The sequence below is a fragment of the Pectinatus haikarae genome, from assembly GCF_015732185.1.
Taxonomy (GTDB): domain Bacteria; phylum Bacillota; class Negativicutes; order Selenomonadales; family Selenomonadaceae; genus Pectinatus; species Pectinatus haikarae.
The window spans coordinates 142,883-159,903 of sequence record NZ_WIQM01000004.1 but is presented as its reverse complement, the minus strand read 5'-3'; the positions used below and the strand labels follow the sequence as shown (position 1 = coordinate 159,903).

Sequence of the window (17,021 nt, the reverse complement as noted above, 5' to 3'; positions counted from 1 at the left end):
TTTATTCACCCTCGGCAATTTCTATTGCGGCCTTCAGATCAAGAGCACCGGTATAGATGGCTTTACCGGCAATAATGCCAACAATACCGTCTTTCTCATATTTTTTCAGTTCGCCGATTTCATCCAGAGAAGACAACCCCCCGGAAGCAATCACATTTACCCTGCTGCTCTTAGCTAAATTTGCGGTTGCCTGCACATTTATTCCCAATAATGTCCCGTCCCTGGAAATATCAGTATAAATTATATTTTTTACACCCGCCAGTGCCATTCTCCTTGCCAGTTCAACAGCATGCACATTTCCCGATACGCCCCAGCCCTCAACCGCTACGATCCCATCCTTTGCATCAATGCCGACTGCTATCCTGTCGCCAAATAACCTGCATGCATCCGTTACCAGCTGCGGATTCTGCACTGCTGCCGATCCCAGAATGACACGGCTTACTCCTATCTGCAAAATACTTTCTATATTGTCAATCGTACGTATACCGCCGCCCAGTTCTACCGGAATATCAGTAGTATCGACAATCTGCTTTATTACCGGTAAGTTTTTTGATACACCGGCCAGAGCACCGTCCAAATCAACGATATGAAGATATTTAGCTCCCATATCAGCCCATTTTTGGGCAGTTTGGACAGGCTGCTCAGAAAATATTGTTTCTCTGGTAAAATCCCCCTTAAAAAGGCGCACACATTTTCCGCCCCTTATATCAATAGCCGGCAAAATCAACATAAATATAACCTCACAATCCCTATATCCATAATCTGTTTATTTGGCAAATGTTCCCGCCGTACATGGTTATCAATCCTGAATAAATTTTTCCAATTCTTCTATTGTTACCATTACACCATTCCCCGAACCTATTTTTGCCATGCCCCTGGCATAACTCGGCACCGCGTCAAATTCCTTTTCTGACCATGCATATATATTTCCCTGTGTCACCAGATCTTGATAAAGCCCTTGTGTCAATGCTTCGGTAAATTCTTTTTTATCTACTGAACATTGTTCTGCTATATCGCTTAAAACCGCAATATCCGAAATATCTTTATGATGTTCAAAGGTCGCTTCAAATGCCAATTTATGATATTTCATCAAGTCACCCGCATGCGCCAATACAAAATACATGCCGCAAATAGCCAGATCACTGTGCACACCGTGCTCTTCCGGACGAGGATGGGCTTCGCATGGACGCCATATGATATCCAGTTTCGGGTACTTTTTCATAAGCTCCATCAGATTTTTATGGCCGCGATAGCAGTAGGGACAAGCATAATCAAAAAAAACTTCCAACTTCCCCGCATCTTCACGTCCCTTTATTTCATAAATATCAGACATAGATAATACCTCCCTTAAATATTTTATTTTCTATTTATCTTTATTATAGCATAACAAAATTTCTTAAAATTTGCATCCCTACTTCTCCCGATTTTTCCGGATGAAATTGAGTCGCCCAAACAAAACCATTCCCCACTGCCGCAGTTACTTTTTCACCATATTCTGTCCACGCGATTACCAGTGACTGATCGTCGGGAACCGCATGATAACTATGCACAAAATAAACATAGGGGCGTTCAGGAAGATTCTTCAGCAGCTGCATCCCGTCTCTTGCAAAAATGTTGTTCCAGCCCATATGCGGTATCTTAAGTTCAGGTGCATTTATTTTTTTCACCATGCCTTTGAAAATCCCCAGTCCTCTTACTCCCGGATTTTCTTCGCTGCCCTCGAACAGCAATTGCAAACCAAGACATATTCCCAAAAAAGGTTTGCTTTTTGCTGCTTCATGCAGCACAGGGACAAGCCCTGTTTTCGACAGCGTATCCATACAGTCACCGAAAGCTCCGACTCCCGGTAAAACCACTTTGTCTGCTTTTTCTATTTCTTTGTGACTGTCCGTTATACGTGCCTCTGCACCTAAAAAAGCAAAAGCCTTCTGTACACTGAACAAATTGCCGCGTCCATAATCCACTATTGCGATCATATTACAGGACCCCCTTGCTGCTTGGTATACCGTCCACTCGAGGATCTTTTTCCACTGCTTCCCGCAATGCATGTCCGAGTGCCTTGAATATCGCCTCAATTTTGTGATGCGAATTTTTTCCGTACAATACCTTTATATGCAGCGTTATTCCTGCATGAAAAGCAAATGCCCGAAAAAATTCTTCTGCCAGCTGCGTATCAAAAGAGCCGATCATCGGTGCCAATTCTCCCGCCTCAAAAACCAAAAACGGCCTGTTGCTTATATCAAGAGATACCATGGCCAGTACCTCGTCCATCGGAATATAAAAGGTACCATATCTTTTGATCCCTTTTTTATCGCCGACAGCACTGAAAAACGCATCCCCCATGGCAATGCCTATATCCTCTACAGTATGATGTCCATCCACTTCTATATCGCCATCGCATGTCACGTTCAGATCTATCAGCCCATGCACAGCCAGCAGTGTCAGCATATGATCAAAAAAACCGATTTTTGTATCGACAGCGGCTTTGCCCGTGCCATCAAGATTGATCGTGGTTTTTATAGAGGTTTCCAGAGTCCGGCGTTCTATAGTAAATTGGCGCATATGCTCACTCCTCAGTGTGATTTTCCACAAATTCTTTGACAATTTTCATAAACGTATCATTTTCTTCCCGCAGGCCTGCTGAAATGCGGATACAATTCTCAAGTCCAGGAGCATTGCCGAAGCTTCTCACCCCTATACCTATATTTATCAAATATTCGTTCAAAGCAGCTGCCTTATCATATTTCATCAAAATAAAGTTCGTCGCGGACGGATAAATTTTTATACCTTCCATCTGCTTCAATTGCAGAGCCATGCGTTCACGCTCGGCGATCATCATCGCAATACGCGGTTCATATTCATGTCTCATTTGATAAACGATATCTGCCGTCACCGCCGAAAGGATATTCAAGTGATACGGCATAAACACTTTGCCTGTCATTTCCGTTATTTTCTTATCAGCTATCATATAACCGACTCTTGCCCCCGCCAGACCGTAAGCTTTTGAGAAAGTGCGTGCCACAATCATATGCGGATATTTGTGCTGTATTTCCGTGGCTGATTTTTTATCAAACTCTATATATGCTTCATCTACCACAAATGCACAGCTGATATTTTGCGCTATATACTCTATGTCTTCCAGAGGAATATGCGTGCCTGTCGGATTGTTCGGTGCACATACCACAGCCAGATGCGCCTTATTGGTATTTACTGTTTCTACAAATTTTCCCGCATTCAAACGATACTCTTCATCCAGATCAAAAGGTACGCTTATTGAATTGCTCAAATCCGCATAAATTTTATACATTGAAAAAGACGGTCTGGGATAAACTACCTTATGATTGCGCCCGCCAAAGCAAAAAAACATTTTTTCCAAAATCTCGCTGGAACCATTGGCCAAAAGTATATTGCCGCGCTGCACATGAAATGCCCCCGCGAGCTGCTCGGCCAGGGACTCAGTCTCCGTATTCGGATATCTATTAAAAGCAAGCCTTGACAAGCCGCTCATAACCCGCTCTTCCACAACGGGCGGCAGGTTCATATTACATTCATTGGCATTGAGCTTAATATTCCAGTCACGCTCAACCACATCATAGGTAGGCAAATTTTTTATGCCTGTACGGTATTTCAACATATATAATCTATCCCTCCAAATTCAGCCGATAATCGCACGTAGATCTTCGAGCATTTTGCTGATTCTGTCAAATTTCATTTTAAAACTGACTCTGTTAGCTATAAGTCTGGCTGTAGCATCAGCTATAAAAGCATACTCCTCCAGATCATTTTCCCGCAGAGTGGTCCCCGTTTCCACAATATCCACAATACTTTCCGATAATCCTACAATAGGTCCAAGCTCGATCGAACCATGCAGTTTTATATATTCCATCTGCATGCCCTTACTATTAAAAAATTCCGCCGCAATATGCGGGAATTTAGTAGCTACCCTGGTATTGGCATAATCAGCAAGATGTGCTCTTTTTGCTTGCTTCGCCACTGCCATCATCAAATGGCATTTGGCAATTTTAAGATCCAGCAGCTCATAGACATCCTTTGCCGATTCCAGCAAAACATCCTTGCCGATCACCCCTATATCAGCTGCTCCATATTCTACATAAACAGGCACATCTGCTGTTTTGGTTATTATGAATCGTATTTTTTTATCTCTGTTGGTTATTATAAGTTTGCGTGATTTATCCGATAAACCTTCCGCCGTATAGCCTATTTTTTTAAATAATTCGGCAGCTTTGCCAAAAACTTTTCCTTTCGGCAAAGCAATAGTCAAGTATTCCATATTTTCTGCAGACATCAAGCCAACGCCCTTCTTTTCTGATTTTGCTATAATGCAATCTTCTTTACCTGGCACAGACAATCGCACCTCTTCGACCGGCAGCCTTCCCATTAGACATCCAAAAAATTTCCCGCCGTTTTCAATTGAGAGCATCAGCCATACGCAGCAAAATAAGTTCATTGCTGTCAGCCGCATTTGGTTTATCATGATGCCGTTTTACCAATTGCGCCACAGCCCATTCATCTATCTGTTCCAGCTTTTCAGCACCCAACGCTGCGTGATGCATGCATATATATAAAGCATTGCGTCTTCTGCCAATAGTACCTCTGCTTCCTCTTCGGGCAGCACGGACTGCCGCCTTGACAGATATTGCTTCCAGCAGCACAAATACGACCTTGTCAGCAAGACAAACAGCAGCGGCGTTTCTTCCTATATCATGAAGCAGTGCCGCCTTGACCAAAAGCCTCCTGTTTACCGTACGATGATCGGCCATTCTTGCAGCCGTATATGCCGTAAGTACCGCATGCCTTCTGTCATAGATATTCATTTCGTTAAACAAGCCCAGTTCCTTATCGTGTAAATATTCGGATACAAAGACCCTATCTTTGTCAGAAAGCCTGGCAGCAAGAGCATGCCAAAACTGCATGATCCTTTTTATCATTGAATATAAACCAGATTAACATAATTTTTTGCCCGGCAGTAAGCTTCCGCTTCCGATAGCTTTTGCGGACTGCCTGCAAGTTCCGTTATTTCTCCTGCATCTCTCAGCAGCATAGCTTTTTCGACGGCTTCATCAAGTCTTCCTTCGGCATAGGCAACGTAATTTTCTTTACTGTTGGTGAGACACTCCGTCTTACCCTGATTTTTCAAAGCCAGCATGAGACGTTCCAAGCCGAGAGCAAACCCTGTAGCCGGACAGTTTTTTCCGAAATCAGCCAGAAGATTATCGTAACGCCCGCCGCCGCATAACGGACTGCCAAGTCCGGGCGCATATATTTCAAAGACCATTCCGGTATAGTAACTAAAATCCCGGATAACTCCCAGATCGAAAACCACATATTTATCGATGCCATAATTTTTCAAAAGGTCATAAATCTTTTCCAAATTATCCAATGCTTTTTTGCTTTGTTCATCCAGTGCAAACGCAGCCGCTTTTTTCAAAACATTTTCATTGCCATGCAGCATCGGCAGCGAACGCAGAAAAGCTCTTGCCTCATCCGGCAGTGCAGTTTCTGCTGTTATCCTGTCCAATTCGACCAGATCATGCTTTTCCAAGGCCCTGCGAATATATTTTTGCTTATCCTGTGCCAGATTCCACTGCTGCATAAGGCCATTGATAAAAGCCACCTGCCCCATACAGACCTGGAAATTGACCAGTCCTGCTTTCAGCATGCTTTCTATGGCAAGAGCCACAATTTCTGCATCACCGGTAGGTTCACCGTTTCCCATCAGTTCCACTCCGGCCTGATAAAATTCGCATTGTCTGCCTGTCTGCGCCTGTTCATAACGATAAACCTTGCATATATATGAAAGCTTAAATGGTATATCGTCATTTTGCATTCGGCTCGAAACCAGTCTTGCTATCGAGGTAGTCATTTCATTGCGCAGCGCCAAGGTTCTGTTGTTTTTGTCGAAAAATTTAAACATATGCCGCTGTATACTGTTCTTATTCCCCATGGTCAATGTATCAAGATATTCCACTGCCGGTGTGATGACCTCATCATACCCCCATACCTTAAATAAATTGGCCAATACATTTTCAATGTTCCGTTTGATGGCTGCATCATGCGGCAAAAAATCTCTCATGCCATAAGGTATTTCTAATAAAAAATTTTTCTCCCTGCACACTTACTTTTTCTCTCCGTTCCGTCCGATAATATTTTTTTCTATTCCCAGCCTGTCCAATACTAAATTGTAACCGTCGGCACCGTAATTAAGGCAGCGCTTCACCCGGCTTATCGTAGCGGTACTGGCCCCTGTGCGGGATACAATCTTTTCATAAATATGTCCCTGCCGCAGCATGGCCGCAACTTCAAGCCGTTGGGACATGGCTTTTATTTCACTTACAGTACAGATATCTTCAAAAAACTGATAGCACTCTTCAAGGTTCTTTAAACTTAATACCGCTTCACATAAATGGTCATTCAATTCATCTTTTAATTTTGGATTACTCACTAAATGATCCTCCCAATAATTTTACATTTTTCTTCGTTAAGTCTTTATCGAATAAAAAACTATAATATAGTTATACACTAAAAGCAGCAAATAATCAATATATTATTTGCTGCTTTCAGTTGAAAAAATATTGAACAAATATCAATAAACAGGCTGTGTATATTTGCTCTGCCGTACCGTTAAAAAAGCTGTCCTTATCTCCTCACTGTCAGTGATCATCAGAAGACTATCTTTTCAAGATCGTCCGGTATATATATTATATCCTTGAAAAACTTTTCAGCTTCAGACATATATTTTTCTTTTCTCTGCGGGAATGTCTTGTCCTCTGTATGATACAGCAGAACCGCTCCTGCCTGCAATTCTCCGGCTGCAGAGCATGCTTCCTTCACCGTACTGTGATTTTTTTCATAAGGATTGAATAGATCTCTGTCAGCATAAAGACAGAATGCCTCCGACATCAAAAGATCACTGTCAAAAACAGTATCACGGCAATGTTCATTATAAGGCTCATCACCAAGACAAGAAAGCTTATATCCATCAGAAAAAACCGCACTGAAACCAAACTGTTTCTTTTTAGTGGACAGAATATCAAAAAATGTCACATGCATATCAAGAATTTCCAAATTCTCTCCATCATTTACAGTGCGGAAAAAAATACGTTTACCGAGCTGTTCGGCATCCTTTTTTTTAAGAGTGAGTTCAGCTATAGTCTTTATAATATGGAGGACTTCGTCATGTCCATATATCCAGAAATCTCCCTCATATTTATTTTTTCCCATAAGCGCCGCTATTTTTCTGATTACCCAAATCACACCGAGAACATGATCGGTATGACCGTGTGTCACAAACATATGATGCAATTCGGCAAAGGACAAACCTGCTTTTTCCATATGATTCAAAATGGTGTTGCCGCCGCCAGCATCGACCAAAAAAATTTTCTCGTTTTCATTTATAGCAAAACAGGTGTTATAATATTTCGTTACCATGGCATTTCCGGTGCCCAGCATTACCAATTCTCTCATCAAATACCACTCCGTATCCATTCTGCGATATATCTATTATTCAGCTGATAGCACACAATCCGTATAAAGACACTTTCATGCTTCTATGCTGGTAAATGCAAATTTGGTTACATCAAATAAACCCATGTCTGTGATCTTAAGTTCCGGAATAACAGGCAGAGACATAAAGCATAACGTCATTATCGGATCTATATTTTCATTAACGCCGAGCAGTTTATAAGCTGTTTCATGAATAAACGTAAGTCTGTTACTGACCCATCTGCCGTCCTTATCACTCATAATGCCTGCTATAGGCATTGGCATAGACGCAGCTGTTTTTCGATTACAGGCAAGCAGTATCCCGCCCTGCTGCTTTATCAATTCATTTACCGCATATTCCATGTCCCTGTCATTCGTCCCCACGACGATGATATTATGCGAATCGTGAGCAATAGAAACAGCCACTGCTCCTTGCTTTATGCCATAATTTTGCAGCAGCGCAACTGCTACATTGCCTGTGTTCCTATGCCTTTCTACTACAGCTATTTTAACGATATCATGCTCAGGCGAATATATAAATCTGCCGCTTTCATCAAGCTTTACCGTAGCTGTTCCCTTTTCAGTCACTACTCCTCCGGGAAGAATAGAAATAGTTTTAACTTTATCAGACTTCAGATATAAACTTAATTTTTCAACGGAAAAATCCTTAACATGACAGCTTCCTGCCACAGTGTCTATTGGGTGCTTTACCACCTTTGGCAAATATTTACCGTTCTGAGCCGTCAAAATTCCGTCAATATAAACTTCGGAAATATTGAAATTTTCAAGATCATCAACTATTGTCAGATCAGCCTTTTTCCCGGGAGCCACCGCACCTCTGTCAGATAGCCCATAGCATTCGGCAGCATTGAGCGAAGCCATGCGGACAGCCGAAAACGGACTTATTCCGGCTCTCACACAAAACCGAAGATGCTCTTCCAAATGCCCTTTTTCAAAAATTGTCTTTGTTTGCCGGTCATCAGAACACAACAAACAGCGCCGTTCATTGTCTCTTGTCACTCCGCCGATAAGGTTGGACAAATCATCACACGCAGAACCTCTACGCAGGAGCACATACATTCCGCGTTCTATTTTTTCATGCATTTCTTTTACAGAGGAACACTCATGATCGGTAAGTATGCCCGCCACGATATAGGCATTGAGTCCATAACCGGAAAGGCCCGGCCCATGTCCGTCAATAATTTTTCCATTGTACTTTGCAGTCATAATTTTATTGATAACTTCGTCGTCATTATTAATTACACCGGGAAAATTCATAAATTCTCCCAGACCAAGGATTTTCTCCGAAGCCATAGAATCCGCCATAAGTTTAGCCGTAAGCTCTGCCCCCGCATGCTCAAAGGGAGTTGCCGGGACACAGGACGGCATCATAAATTTTATATCCAGCCTTGCATTCGCGGCAGCCTCAAGCATATATGAGAGCCCGGTAAGGCCGCACACATTCACAATTTCATGGGGATCCGCGATAATTGTCGATGTACCGTGCGGCACTAAAAGCGCGCCCAGCTCTTCCGGGCTTACGCAGGATGACTCGATGTGGATGTGAGCATCTATAAGTCCCGGCATAACAATCGCGCCGCACATATCCTTTTCATTATCACTTCTGTAGCTGCCGATCCCTGCAATAACCCCCCCGCTTATTGCGATATCACCGCAGAGCAGCCTTGCACTGTACACATCAACAATGCGGCAATTGCGCAGCGCCAGATCAGCATTCTGTCTGCCTGCCGCCACATTGATCAATTTTTCCAGCTGTTTTTTCTCTATCATAGATTTTACATCCCTGCTTTCACTGATCTCTTCACGCAAAATCGGCAATAAAGTCACAAATTCTTCATATGTGTCAGATATTTTTCACCGATAACAACCGCAGCAAAATCATCCACAGGCACCGGCGGTACAAGCATGCCCGACGGAATAAAACGCAATAATCCCTTAGGCGGATTTTCCTGCCAATATCGTTTTCTGGCCTCGTCCGTCGTTCTGTATTCATCGACTACAACAACTTTCATAGAAGGAAATTCCTCCTCAAGCATTTTTTTTGTCATCTTTCCCGTGGTTCCGCTGCCCAGTGCAAAAACTGTTATCTGATATCTTATTTCCAAAGCTTTTAAAACAGCTGCTAATTTCCCCGCAGATACTGTCTTCTGAACCAATGTTCTTCTGTTGACTGTCAGCACTGCCACACCACACTTTTCCCGTCCGGGATCTATAGCAATTATGCATTTTTCATCAGTTTCCATTATTATCCAGATCATCCACTTTCAATACCAGCCGCAGCGGTCCCAATATATTCGTTGCCCCGTTTGAATAAGCAGTCAGTTTGATTTTTCCCTTCACTCTGGCCATTGTTTCAGTTACACTGTACAGCTGATCCATACTGATAACACCTATGGATCCTCTTAAAGGATCGGGAAGTATACCATTGGCTGATGCTATAGTGTTTATGTCATGCAGAAAACCCAAAAGAACTTGCTGCGCTGTATTTTGACTTCCGTCCATAACAAATTCGCCGCTTGTTATCATGGTCCCATCCTGATAAACAGTTTTATCCGGATACAGCTCTATATTACTTCGCACCGGTTCACCCTTTACCAAATTTGATGCAGCTATGAGTCTGACTACCATATCCTTGTTCACCGAACTGATTTTAGTGATTGTATTTTCATATTCTTCGGGGTAGATCCATATTCCGGCCTGATCCGCCTGACCACCGTCCGTGGTGCCGGCAATTCTCGTATTTGCCATCGCTATGAGTTTTGCCAGTCCGTTCTGTGCTGCCCCTCGGTCTGTGGTCGCAGGGACTACCCCGCCGAAAATAAGTTCACCTGCCTGGTAGACTATCCTTTTACTGCTCAGATCCCCGTTTCTTTTCACCAGGTCATTGTTTTGCTCCTGCAGTATATTATTGCCGCTCTTAAGTTCATTATTATACAGCTGCAGCGTATTATTGGTTGCATTCAGATAGATATTCTGTCCTGACAGATCTGTGTTCTGATTTTCAAGTTCGGCATTATCCGCCAGCAGCTTTGCCTGATGCTCTTTCATCTTTTCAGTCTGGATCTTAGCATCTACCAGTTCATTTCTGGTATCTTCCAAGTTCACCTGCATATGTTTTTGTTCCTGTTTTGCACTATCCAGATCACTGTCCGCTTTATTAAGATCTTCCTGCGTTATCTTTATTCTCTGCTGAAGCTTTTCCATACCAAAAAGGGCAGTTCTGACATCTTTGGAAATAACAGCCATAGCACCAAATGTCACTGTAGTGATTGCAATTCCCGTAACTATTGTCACTATTATTGATGTATGCCTTGGTCTCAAGCCAAAAAGCGACATTTTCCGCTTACCTACCTTACTGCCCAAACGGTCTCCAATAAAGGCTATAAGTCCGCCAACTATAATCAATACCACTATCAATACGATACCATACATCAAAAAGCCCCCTTTCTGGCAATCACTTACCAATCAAATGCATCAGCTGCAAATTCTTTTTATATCAGACAACTTATTCTTTTCTCTTTTAAAATTTTTACATACACCTATATGCAAGCTGCTGTCAGCTCCATAAATCCGTCATATGTTAAATGCGCCCCGCTTTTCTGATCAAATAGCAGCCGATGGCTGCACCTATTAAATTTGGCAGCCACACTGCATAGGCAGGCGGGATACCCACTCTGCCGACAACACCAGCTATCGTCATCAGAGTATAGTATATAAAAATAATGATAATACTTAAACCAAAACCGATAGATGAACTATTGCGGTTGGGCTGTAACCCAAGCGGAGCGCCGATCAATGTGAAGATGAAGCTTGCCATCGGCACAGTTATTCTCTGATACAGCTCTATTTCCAGATCTGTTGTATCAACATACTGTCCGCGCATTATTTTTATCTGCGCTCCCAATTCTTTCATAGTCATTTCTTCCGGTTTTTTCTGCTCTCGTATTATATTATCCGGACTTTCCTGTATAGGTAATTTTTGTGTATCGAAATGCATGGTATGCGACATTTCTCCGTCTGCTATGGAGTATATCACTCCATTATGCAGCAGCCATTCATTATTTGTCCAATCTGCATAGTCAGCGTTTTCTACCCTTACCAATTTTCCGTCTTCAAAATCCTGCATGGACACCCACTCCATACGATTTTTTTCGGCATCATACCTGCGAGCATAGATAAGACGCTGAATATTTCCATCCTTGATTTCTTTTAGAATTATATGTTCTCTTGACTGAGGTGAAGCACTATTTTTAATTTCATAATTAACCACATCAGCATAAGCCTGGTTAGCCCAGGGCACCACATATTCGTTAAAGGCTATTGCAAAAATACTGACAACAATTCCCATTACTATTATAGGACGCATAATACGGTACAGGCTTATACCACAGGATTTCATAGCCGTTATTTCACTTGCTCCTGACAGCTTGCCAAAGACCAGCAGCGATGCCAAAAGCATAGACATCGGAAAGGTCCAGAGCATTATCGCCGGCATACTGTAAATAAATAAACGTATTACAGAAGAAAATGATGCTCCATACTGCGTAACATACTGGGCGATCCGGAACAGTGTACCCGAACCGATAAAAACAGCGGAAAAAGCAAAAATGCCGAACAAGAAGGCTACTAATATTTCTTTCAATATATATCGGTCTAAAATTCGCATGTACAATCTGCTCCTATAATGTAAAATTGTCGCCCAGATAAAATTTTCTGGCAACCTGGCTGCCGGCTATTGTCTTACTGTCACCCGAAACAAGAATTTTCCCTTCATTCATGATATAAGCCCTGTGCACTATATTCAAAGTTTCACGGACATTATGATCTGTGATCAGTATTCCCATACCCCGTTTACACAGATATGCTATTATACCTTGAATATCGGCTACTGCCAGAGGATCGATCCCTGCAAATGGCTCATCAAGTAAAATAAACTGCGGTTCCAATGCCAAGCATCTGGCAATTTCAGCTCTTCGCCGCTCTCCTCCCGAAAGCTGCAGCCCTTTTCGCATGCTGACACGTTCAAGACCAAATTCTTTCAGCAGTTCGTCCTTTTTCTTATGCTGATCACTTTTTGTCAATGAGGTTGTTTCTAAAATTGCCAGTATATTTTCCTCAACTGTCAGCTTACGAAAAATAGATGATTCCTGTGCCAGATAGCTAATGCCCAGTTCAGCCCTTTTATACATAGGCATCCCCGTGACATTCACATCAGACAAAAAAATCTGTCCCTTCGTCGGACGTTCTATCCCTATTATCATATAAAAAGTCGTAGTCTTACCGGCACCATTTGGTCCAAGCAATCCCACGATTTCTCCTTTTTGCACATTCAAGGACACATTATCTACTACATTGCGTCCTTTATAGGTCTTTATAAGTTCCTTTACTTCTATACTCAAGTCCGTACCTCCAAGATAGTCTCACTGCCAGACATTATTCATTTAAAAAGTGCATATTTAATATGCACTTTTTAATATAAACAAATATTATCAATATTGCAATGCAAAAATCAAATTTACTTAAAATCATTTATTTTGCCGCTATCCGCCAGATACCGATCAAAAGTAAAATGAACCGCAATTGTTTTTTATATTACAAAGGCGGCGCAAAACGCGCCGCTGTACAGATATTCTTATTTTACCGCTGCTTGTCCCGTATCGTTCAGATATAAGGTAAGCTTTTCTCCGCGCAATGTATTATTATCCTGCATAGCAACCGCGTTGCCGGTCAAAATGACTTTATTGTTATCATTGCCATAATAATCGGCATTATTACTGTATGCATCTATATTACGTGTCTGACTGGTTATATGCACATTGCCCACAGCAATAAAATGATTATCCTGCAGATAAGCCTCCAAGCGGTTTCCGGTAATCGTACCTTCTGCTGTCACAATAGTTCCGCTATTTGGCATAAGTGCATAATTAGTATCAGAATTATATTCCAGCCGCGGACCGGATATAGTTTTATCCAGTTGATGAGCCACTACATTGCCATTGGCAATAAGCATATTTGAACCCTGCGTAAAAACCTCATTGGCTGTCATATGCAGATTTTCCTTATCGGCAACGACATTTCCTGTTATATGGCCCTCACTCGTTTTTGAGTTATAAACGGCTTGTGCGCCGCTGATGCGTGAACTTTCCTGTATCATTACAACATTTCCAGTAGCTGTTATAACACCAGAGCTTGTATCATACTCAACGGTATTGGCATTCAATTCGGTAGGTTTTCCCGTATCAGCCAAAGCATTTCCCGCATATAAAACCATTGTCAGAAAAACTGCTGCAGCTATTTTTATTCCGCTGTTCATTTTCAATTTGCGCCACGCCCCTTTACTATATGCGCATTGCCCGACAGTTTGAACTGAAGAAAAGCATTGCTGCTTTCAATTCTATCTCCCTGAGCCTGCATATCACCTTTTGTTATCTTTATACTTCCCTCACCGACAAATATTTGCGCCGCATTATCCCATGATACCTTTTCCGCATCAAAGACCATTCCGTCATCACTTTGCGCATGTACGCCATTATCCATGAGTATATTTTTAGACTTGTCATCATATATCCCATGCGGTGCTGTCAAAACAAGTATCTGCCCATTTTCCTCATAATATTTACCATGGATATTCTCCATTTCTGCTTTCTGTGTCTGTGGATCCATTTTAATATTATCCGCACTTAATTCCCATACTTTTTTGCCATTGCGCTCTTCAACGATGGTATTTCCCGTATAATCCATGGTCTGTTCATTTTTAACATCATCGGCTGCTTTTTTCTGTGGAACAGGTTTTGTCGCCACAGCCCAGACACAGACTGCGATAACAACTATAATGAATCCATATATTGCTATTTTATTTTTATTAATTTTTAAGCTTTTCATGTGTTATCGTCTTCCTGATACATGATGTTTTATTTTTTTTTCGTCCGAAGCTGTATTCCATCTTTTTTGGAACCACAGCCATTGCGTAGGATTTTCTCTGATAACATTTTCAACAAATTTTGTCATCTTTACAGTAAATCTTAACAAATCAGCATCTGTATCGCCGGTATTTTCATATCGCATAATATCACCGACTATGAGTCTGTGTCTGCCGTTCTCACAGCGTACGATAAATAAGGGAACCACCGGTGATAAAAATTTGCGGGCAAATACAGCAGGGCCGAGCGGTGTTGATGCCGGTCTGCCAAAAAAATCAATGAATGCCCCACCGGGACCAGCATCTTGATCGGCTAAAAATCCAAGAATTTTACCCTTTTTGAGTGCTCTGGCTGCAGCCAATAGCTCACTTGTCCCCCGGGCAAAAACTTCTACTCCAACCATTTCACGGTATTCATTCAATATACGTGTATGCTGTGCGTTTGGCTGCGGTTTTACTATCGTTGTGGTAGGGATACCATTAAAGGCCAACGAAGCCGCCATCCATTCCCAATTACCAACATGTCCTGTCAGAACAACTACGCCATGTTCTTCCCGCAATGCCTCACGCAATTTTTCTATTCCTTCTGGGTCAACAAAATAATTTATATTGTCCTTATTAAGCCGCGGCATATAAAGAATCTCTACAAACGCCTTACCCATATTTATAAAAGACTGACGGACAAGTTCCGCTGCCTCTGTCTCACCGTTTCCCAGAGATGCGCGCATCTGCAGAATTGCCCGTTTACGTTCCTTAGCAATCAGCTGAAAATATAATATGCCCAATATTTTACCGATAAATAATAAAAATTTATGCGGCATCAGGCACATAAAAAAACTCAAAAACTTCAAGATATAATATTGCAACGGCGTTTTCCCTCCCAGCTTGTATCTGCGCAGTCCGAATCCTGCAATGCTGGCAGACTCCTCCGACAGCTGTTTTTCCGTCGGAGCGGACTGCTGTTCTGTCACTTTGTCAATGATGACGGCAACAGTATGCTTATTGAGACTTGTTATCCAACATCCTCGCTGAGCTGCCGCCGTTAAGATAATCAGTTATAATTGACTGCCATTTTCCCTGAGCTTTTAAAATAAATTCTACGATTTGTCTGACGGCTCCATATCCGCCGGCAAAATCACTGACAAAATGTGCTGTCTTTTTTACTTCTTCCACAGCATCACCGACAGCTGCCGGAAACCCTACCTTTGTCATTATAGGCAAATCAACAATATCATCGCCAATATAAGCCATCTGTTCATCTGTTATGGCAAAATTTGCTTTCAGTTCTTCGTAGGCCTTCATTTTATAGAGATTTCCTTGATAGACAGCATCAAACTTTAATTCTTTCCCGCGAGTTTCCACTATAGCCGATTTTCTTCCTGTTATTATAGCCAGCTTTATTCCGTTTTCTCTCGCCAGACTTATCCCCAGACCATCTCTTACAAAAAAAGTTTTGAAAGCTTCACCATCACTGCCATAGTACAGCTTGCCATCACTTAAAACTCCGTCGATATCAAATATGATCATACGGACTTTTGCTGCATGCGCTTCAGCGCCTTCTCTTAGCAGCATTATACCACACCCTGACGCAATAAATCAGTAAGATGAACGATTCCGACCGGCTTATTCTTTTCATCAATCACAGGTAAAACCGTTATCGGACGAGGTTTATGTTTTTCCATGATGCCCAGAGCTTCCGCCGCCATTTTATTTTTCGTTATGGTAAGCGGTGATTTTGTCATGAGATGTTCCACCGGTTCATTCAGAAATTCTATTCCTTTGGATAATCCCCGCCTTATATCGCCGTCAGTAATAAGACCAATAAAGCTGCCTGACTTGTCAACTACCGAAGTAGCGCCAAGACCTTTATCTGTCATTAAAAACAATGCTTCTTTTGCTGTTCTGTCTTTTTCAATAACCGGATTGTCTTCTTCACTGTGCATTACATTCTCCACTGTCAGCAGCAATCTTCGTCCCAATGCTCCTCCTGGATGAAAAACAGCAAAATCTTTTGCCGTAAAATTGCGTACAGATAAGAGTGCCATTGCCACTGCATCTCCCATTGCAAGTGTCGCCGTCGTACTGGCAGTCGGTGCCAGTCCCAGCGGACATGCTTCTTTCTCAATGCTCACGTCTATATAGTATTCCGCATTTTTCCCAAGAAAAGAATCCCTCTTACCGCACATGGCAATTATGGAAGCGCCTATTCTTTTTATTATAGGCAGAATATTTACCACCTCAGTAGATTCCCCACTGTGTGACAATGCCATGACTATGTCTTCATCTGTAACCATGCCAAGGTCGCCGTGGAAGGCCTCTCCTGGATGCATAAAAAATGCTGGAGTCCCCGTACTTGCCAGCGTAGCAGCAATTTTCCTGCCTATATGACCTGACTTTCCCATACCTGTCAGTATTATACGTCCCTTACAATGCAGAATAGCCTCAACTGCTGTTTCAAATTCATCATTTATATGTGCAGCAAGATTCCTTACAGCGTCTGCCTCTATAGCAAGCGCTTCAAGTGCCTTCTCCTTTATCGTACCTTCCAATTTGTGTACCTCCCGGTTAATACCGAACA

20 protein-coding genes are annotated in these 17,021 nt (G+C 42.2%); all 20 read right to left on the bottom strand.

The window, feature by feature from the left end:
• Nucleotide 1: 1 nt before the first annotated feature.
• Nucleotides 2–730: a 1-(5-phosphoribosyl)-5-[(5-phosphoribosylamino)methylideneamino]imidazole-4-carboxamide isomerase gene (gene hisA / locus I6758_RS01935; RefSeq protein ID WP_196603533.1), complete on the bottom strand. Its 729-nt coding sequence runs from the start codon at nt 728–730 to the stop codon at nt 2–4.
• A gap of 69 nt (nt 731–799) precedes the next feature.
• Nucleotides 800–1,333 carry a DsbA family oxidoreductase gene (locus I6758_RS01930; protein ID WP_196603532.1) on the bottom strand — a complete coding sequence of 178 codons (534 nt, stop codon included), beginning with the start codon at nt 1,331–1,333 and terminating at the stop codon, nt 800–802.
• A gap of 43 nt (nt 1,334–1,376) precedes the next feature.
• Nucleotides 1,377–1,976 carry an imidazole glycerol phosphate synthase subunit HisH gene (hisH, locus tag I6758_RS01925; RefSeq protein ID WP_196603531.1) on the bottom strand — a complete coding sequence of 200 codons (600 nt, stop codon included), beginning with the start codon at nt 1,974–1,976 and terminating at the stop codon, nt 1,377–1,379.
• Between the two features lies 1 nt (nt 1,977).
• Complete coding sequence (gene hisB, locus I6758_RS01920) at nt 1,978–2,562, bottom strand: imidazoleglycerol-phosphate dehydratase HisB (RefSeq protein ID WP_196603530.1); 585 nt, start codon at nt 2,560–2,562, stop codon at nt 1,978–1,980.
• A 4-nt stretch (nt 2,563–2,566) separates the two neighbouring features.
• Complete coding sequence (hisC, locus tag I6758_RS01915) at nt 2,567–3,634, bottom strand: histidinol-phosphate transaminase (RefSeq protein WP_196603529.1); 1,068 nt, start codon at nt 3,632–3,634, stop codon at nt 2,567–2,569.
• Between the two features lie 21 nt (nt 3,635–3,655).
• A complete protein-coding gene (gene hisG / locus I6758_RS01910) occupies nt 3,656–4,306 on the bottom strand; it encodes an ATP phosphoribosyltransferase (protein WP_196603796.1) in 651 nt (216 codons plus the stop codon).
• Nucleotides 4,307–4,427: 121 nt separating this feature from the next.
• The gene (locus I6758_RS01905) at nt 4,428–4,949 is read right to left on the bottom strand and encodes an HD domain-containing protein (RefSeq protein WP_196603528.1); all 522 of its coding nucleotides are present in this window, start codon (nt 4,947–4,949) and stop codon (nt 4,428–4,430) included.
• Nucleotides 4,946–6,094 carry an ATP phosphoribosyltransferase regulatory subunit gene (gene hisZ, locus I6758_RS01900; RefSeq protein WP_196603795.1) on the bottom strand — a complete coding sequence of 383 codons (1,149 nt, stop codon included), beginning with the start codon at nt 6,092–6,094 and terminating at the stop codon, nt 4,946–4,948. Before hisZ ends, I6758_RS01905 begins: the two co-directional genes overlap by 4 nt.
• 42 nt (nt 6,095–6,136) lie before the next feature.
• Nucleotides 6,137–6,463 (bottom strand): YerC/YecD family TrpR-related protein, encoded by a 327-nt coding sequence (locus I6758_RS01895; protein WP_196603527.1) that lies wholly within the window; start codon nt 6,461–6,463, stop codon nt 6,137–6,139.
• A 218-nt stretch (nt 6,464–6,681) separates the two neighbouring features.
• Nucleotides 6,682–7,485, bottom strand: coding sequence for an MBL fold metallo-hydrolase (locus I6758_RS01890; RefSeq protein WP_196603526.1), 804 nt, complete (start codon nt 7,483–7,485; stop codon nt 6,682–6,684).
• Nucleotides 7,486–7,560: 75 nt separating this feature from the next.
• Nucleotides 7,561–9,294, bottom strand: coding sequence for an adenine deaminase (gene ade, locus I6758_RS01885; RefSeq protein ID WP_196603525.1), 1,734 nt, complete (start codon nt 9,292–9,294; stop codon nt 7,561–7,563).
• Between the two features lie 53 nt (nt 9,295–9,347).
• Nucleotides 9,348–9,782 (bottom strand): RuvC family protein, encoded by a 435-nt coding sequence (locus I6758_RS01880; protein ID WP_231038455.1) that lies wholly within the window; start codon nt 9,780–9,782, stop codon nt 9,348–9,350.
• Nucleotides 9,757–10,956, bottom strand: a complete 1,200-nt coding sequence (locus tag I6758_RS01875) for a DUF3084 domain-containing protein (protein WP_196603524.1) — start codon at nt 10,954–10,956, stop codon at nt 9,757–9,759. Before I6758_RS01875 ends, I6758_RS01880 begins: the two co-directional genes overlap by 26 nt.
• A gap of 148 nt (nt 10,957–11,104) precedes the next feature.
• Nucleotides 11,105–12,190 carry an LptF/LptG family permease gene (locus tag I6758_RS01870; protein WP_196603523.1) on the bottom strand — a complete coding sequence of 362 codons (1,086 nt, stop codon included), beginning with the start codon at nt 12,188–12,190 and terminating at the stop codon, nt 11,105–11,107.
• 13 nt (nt 12,191–12,203) lie between these two features.
• Nucleotides 12,204–12,923, bottom strand: a complete 720-nt coding sequence (lptB, locus tag I6758_RS01865) for an LPS export ABC transporter ATP-binding protein (RefSeq protein ID WP_196603522.1) — start codon at nt 12,921–12,923, stop codon at nt 12,204–12,206.
• Nucleotides 12,924–13,156: 233 nt separating this feature from the next.
• Complete coding sequence (locus tag I6758_RS01860) at nt 13,157–13,837, bottom strand: LptA/OstA family protein (RefSeq protein WP_231038479.1); 681 nt, start codon at nt 13,835–13,837, stop codon at nt 13,157–13,159.
• Nucleotides 13,838–13,839: 2 nt separating this feature from the next.
• A complete protein-coding gene (gene lptC / locus I6758_RS01855) occupies nt 13,840–14,406 on the bottom strand; it encodes an LPS export ABC transporter periplasmic protein LptC (protein WP_196603520.1) in 567 nt (188 codons plus the stop codon).
• Nucleotides 14,407–14,409: 3 nt separating this feature from the next.
• Complete coding sequence (locus I6758_RS01850) at nt 14,410–15,309, bottom strand: lysophospholipid acyltransferase family protein (protein WP_196603519.1); 900 nt, start codon at nt 15,307–15,309, stop codon at nt 14,410–14,412.
• A gap of 133 nt (nt 15,310–15,442) precedes the next feature.
• Entirely contained in the window at nt 15,443–16,015 is a 573-nt protein-coding gene (locus I6758_RS01845) for a KdsC family phosphatase (RefSeq protein WP_196603518.1), read from the bottom strand.
• Nucleotides 16,015–16,992 (bottom strand): KpsF/GutQ family sugar-phosphate isomerase, encoded by a 978-nt coding sequence (locus I6758_RS01840; RefSeq protein WP_196603517.1) that lies wholly within the window; start codon nt 16,990–16,992, stop codon nt 16,015–16,017. The genes I6758_RS01845 and I6758_RS01840 overlap by 1 nt, the downstream gene beginning before the upstream one ends.
• Nucleotides 16,993–17,021: the final 29 nt, after the last annotated feature.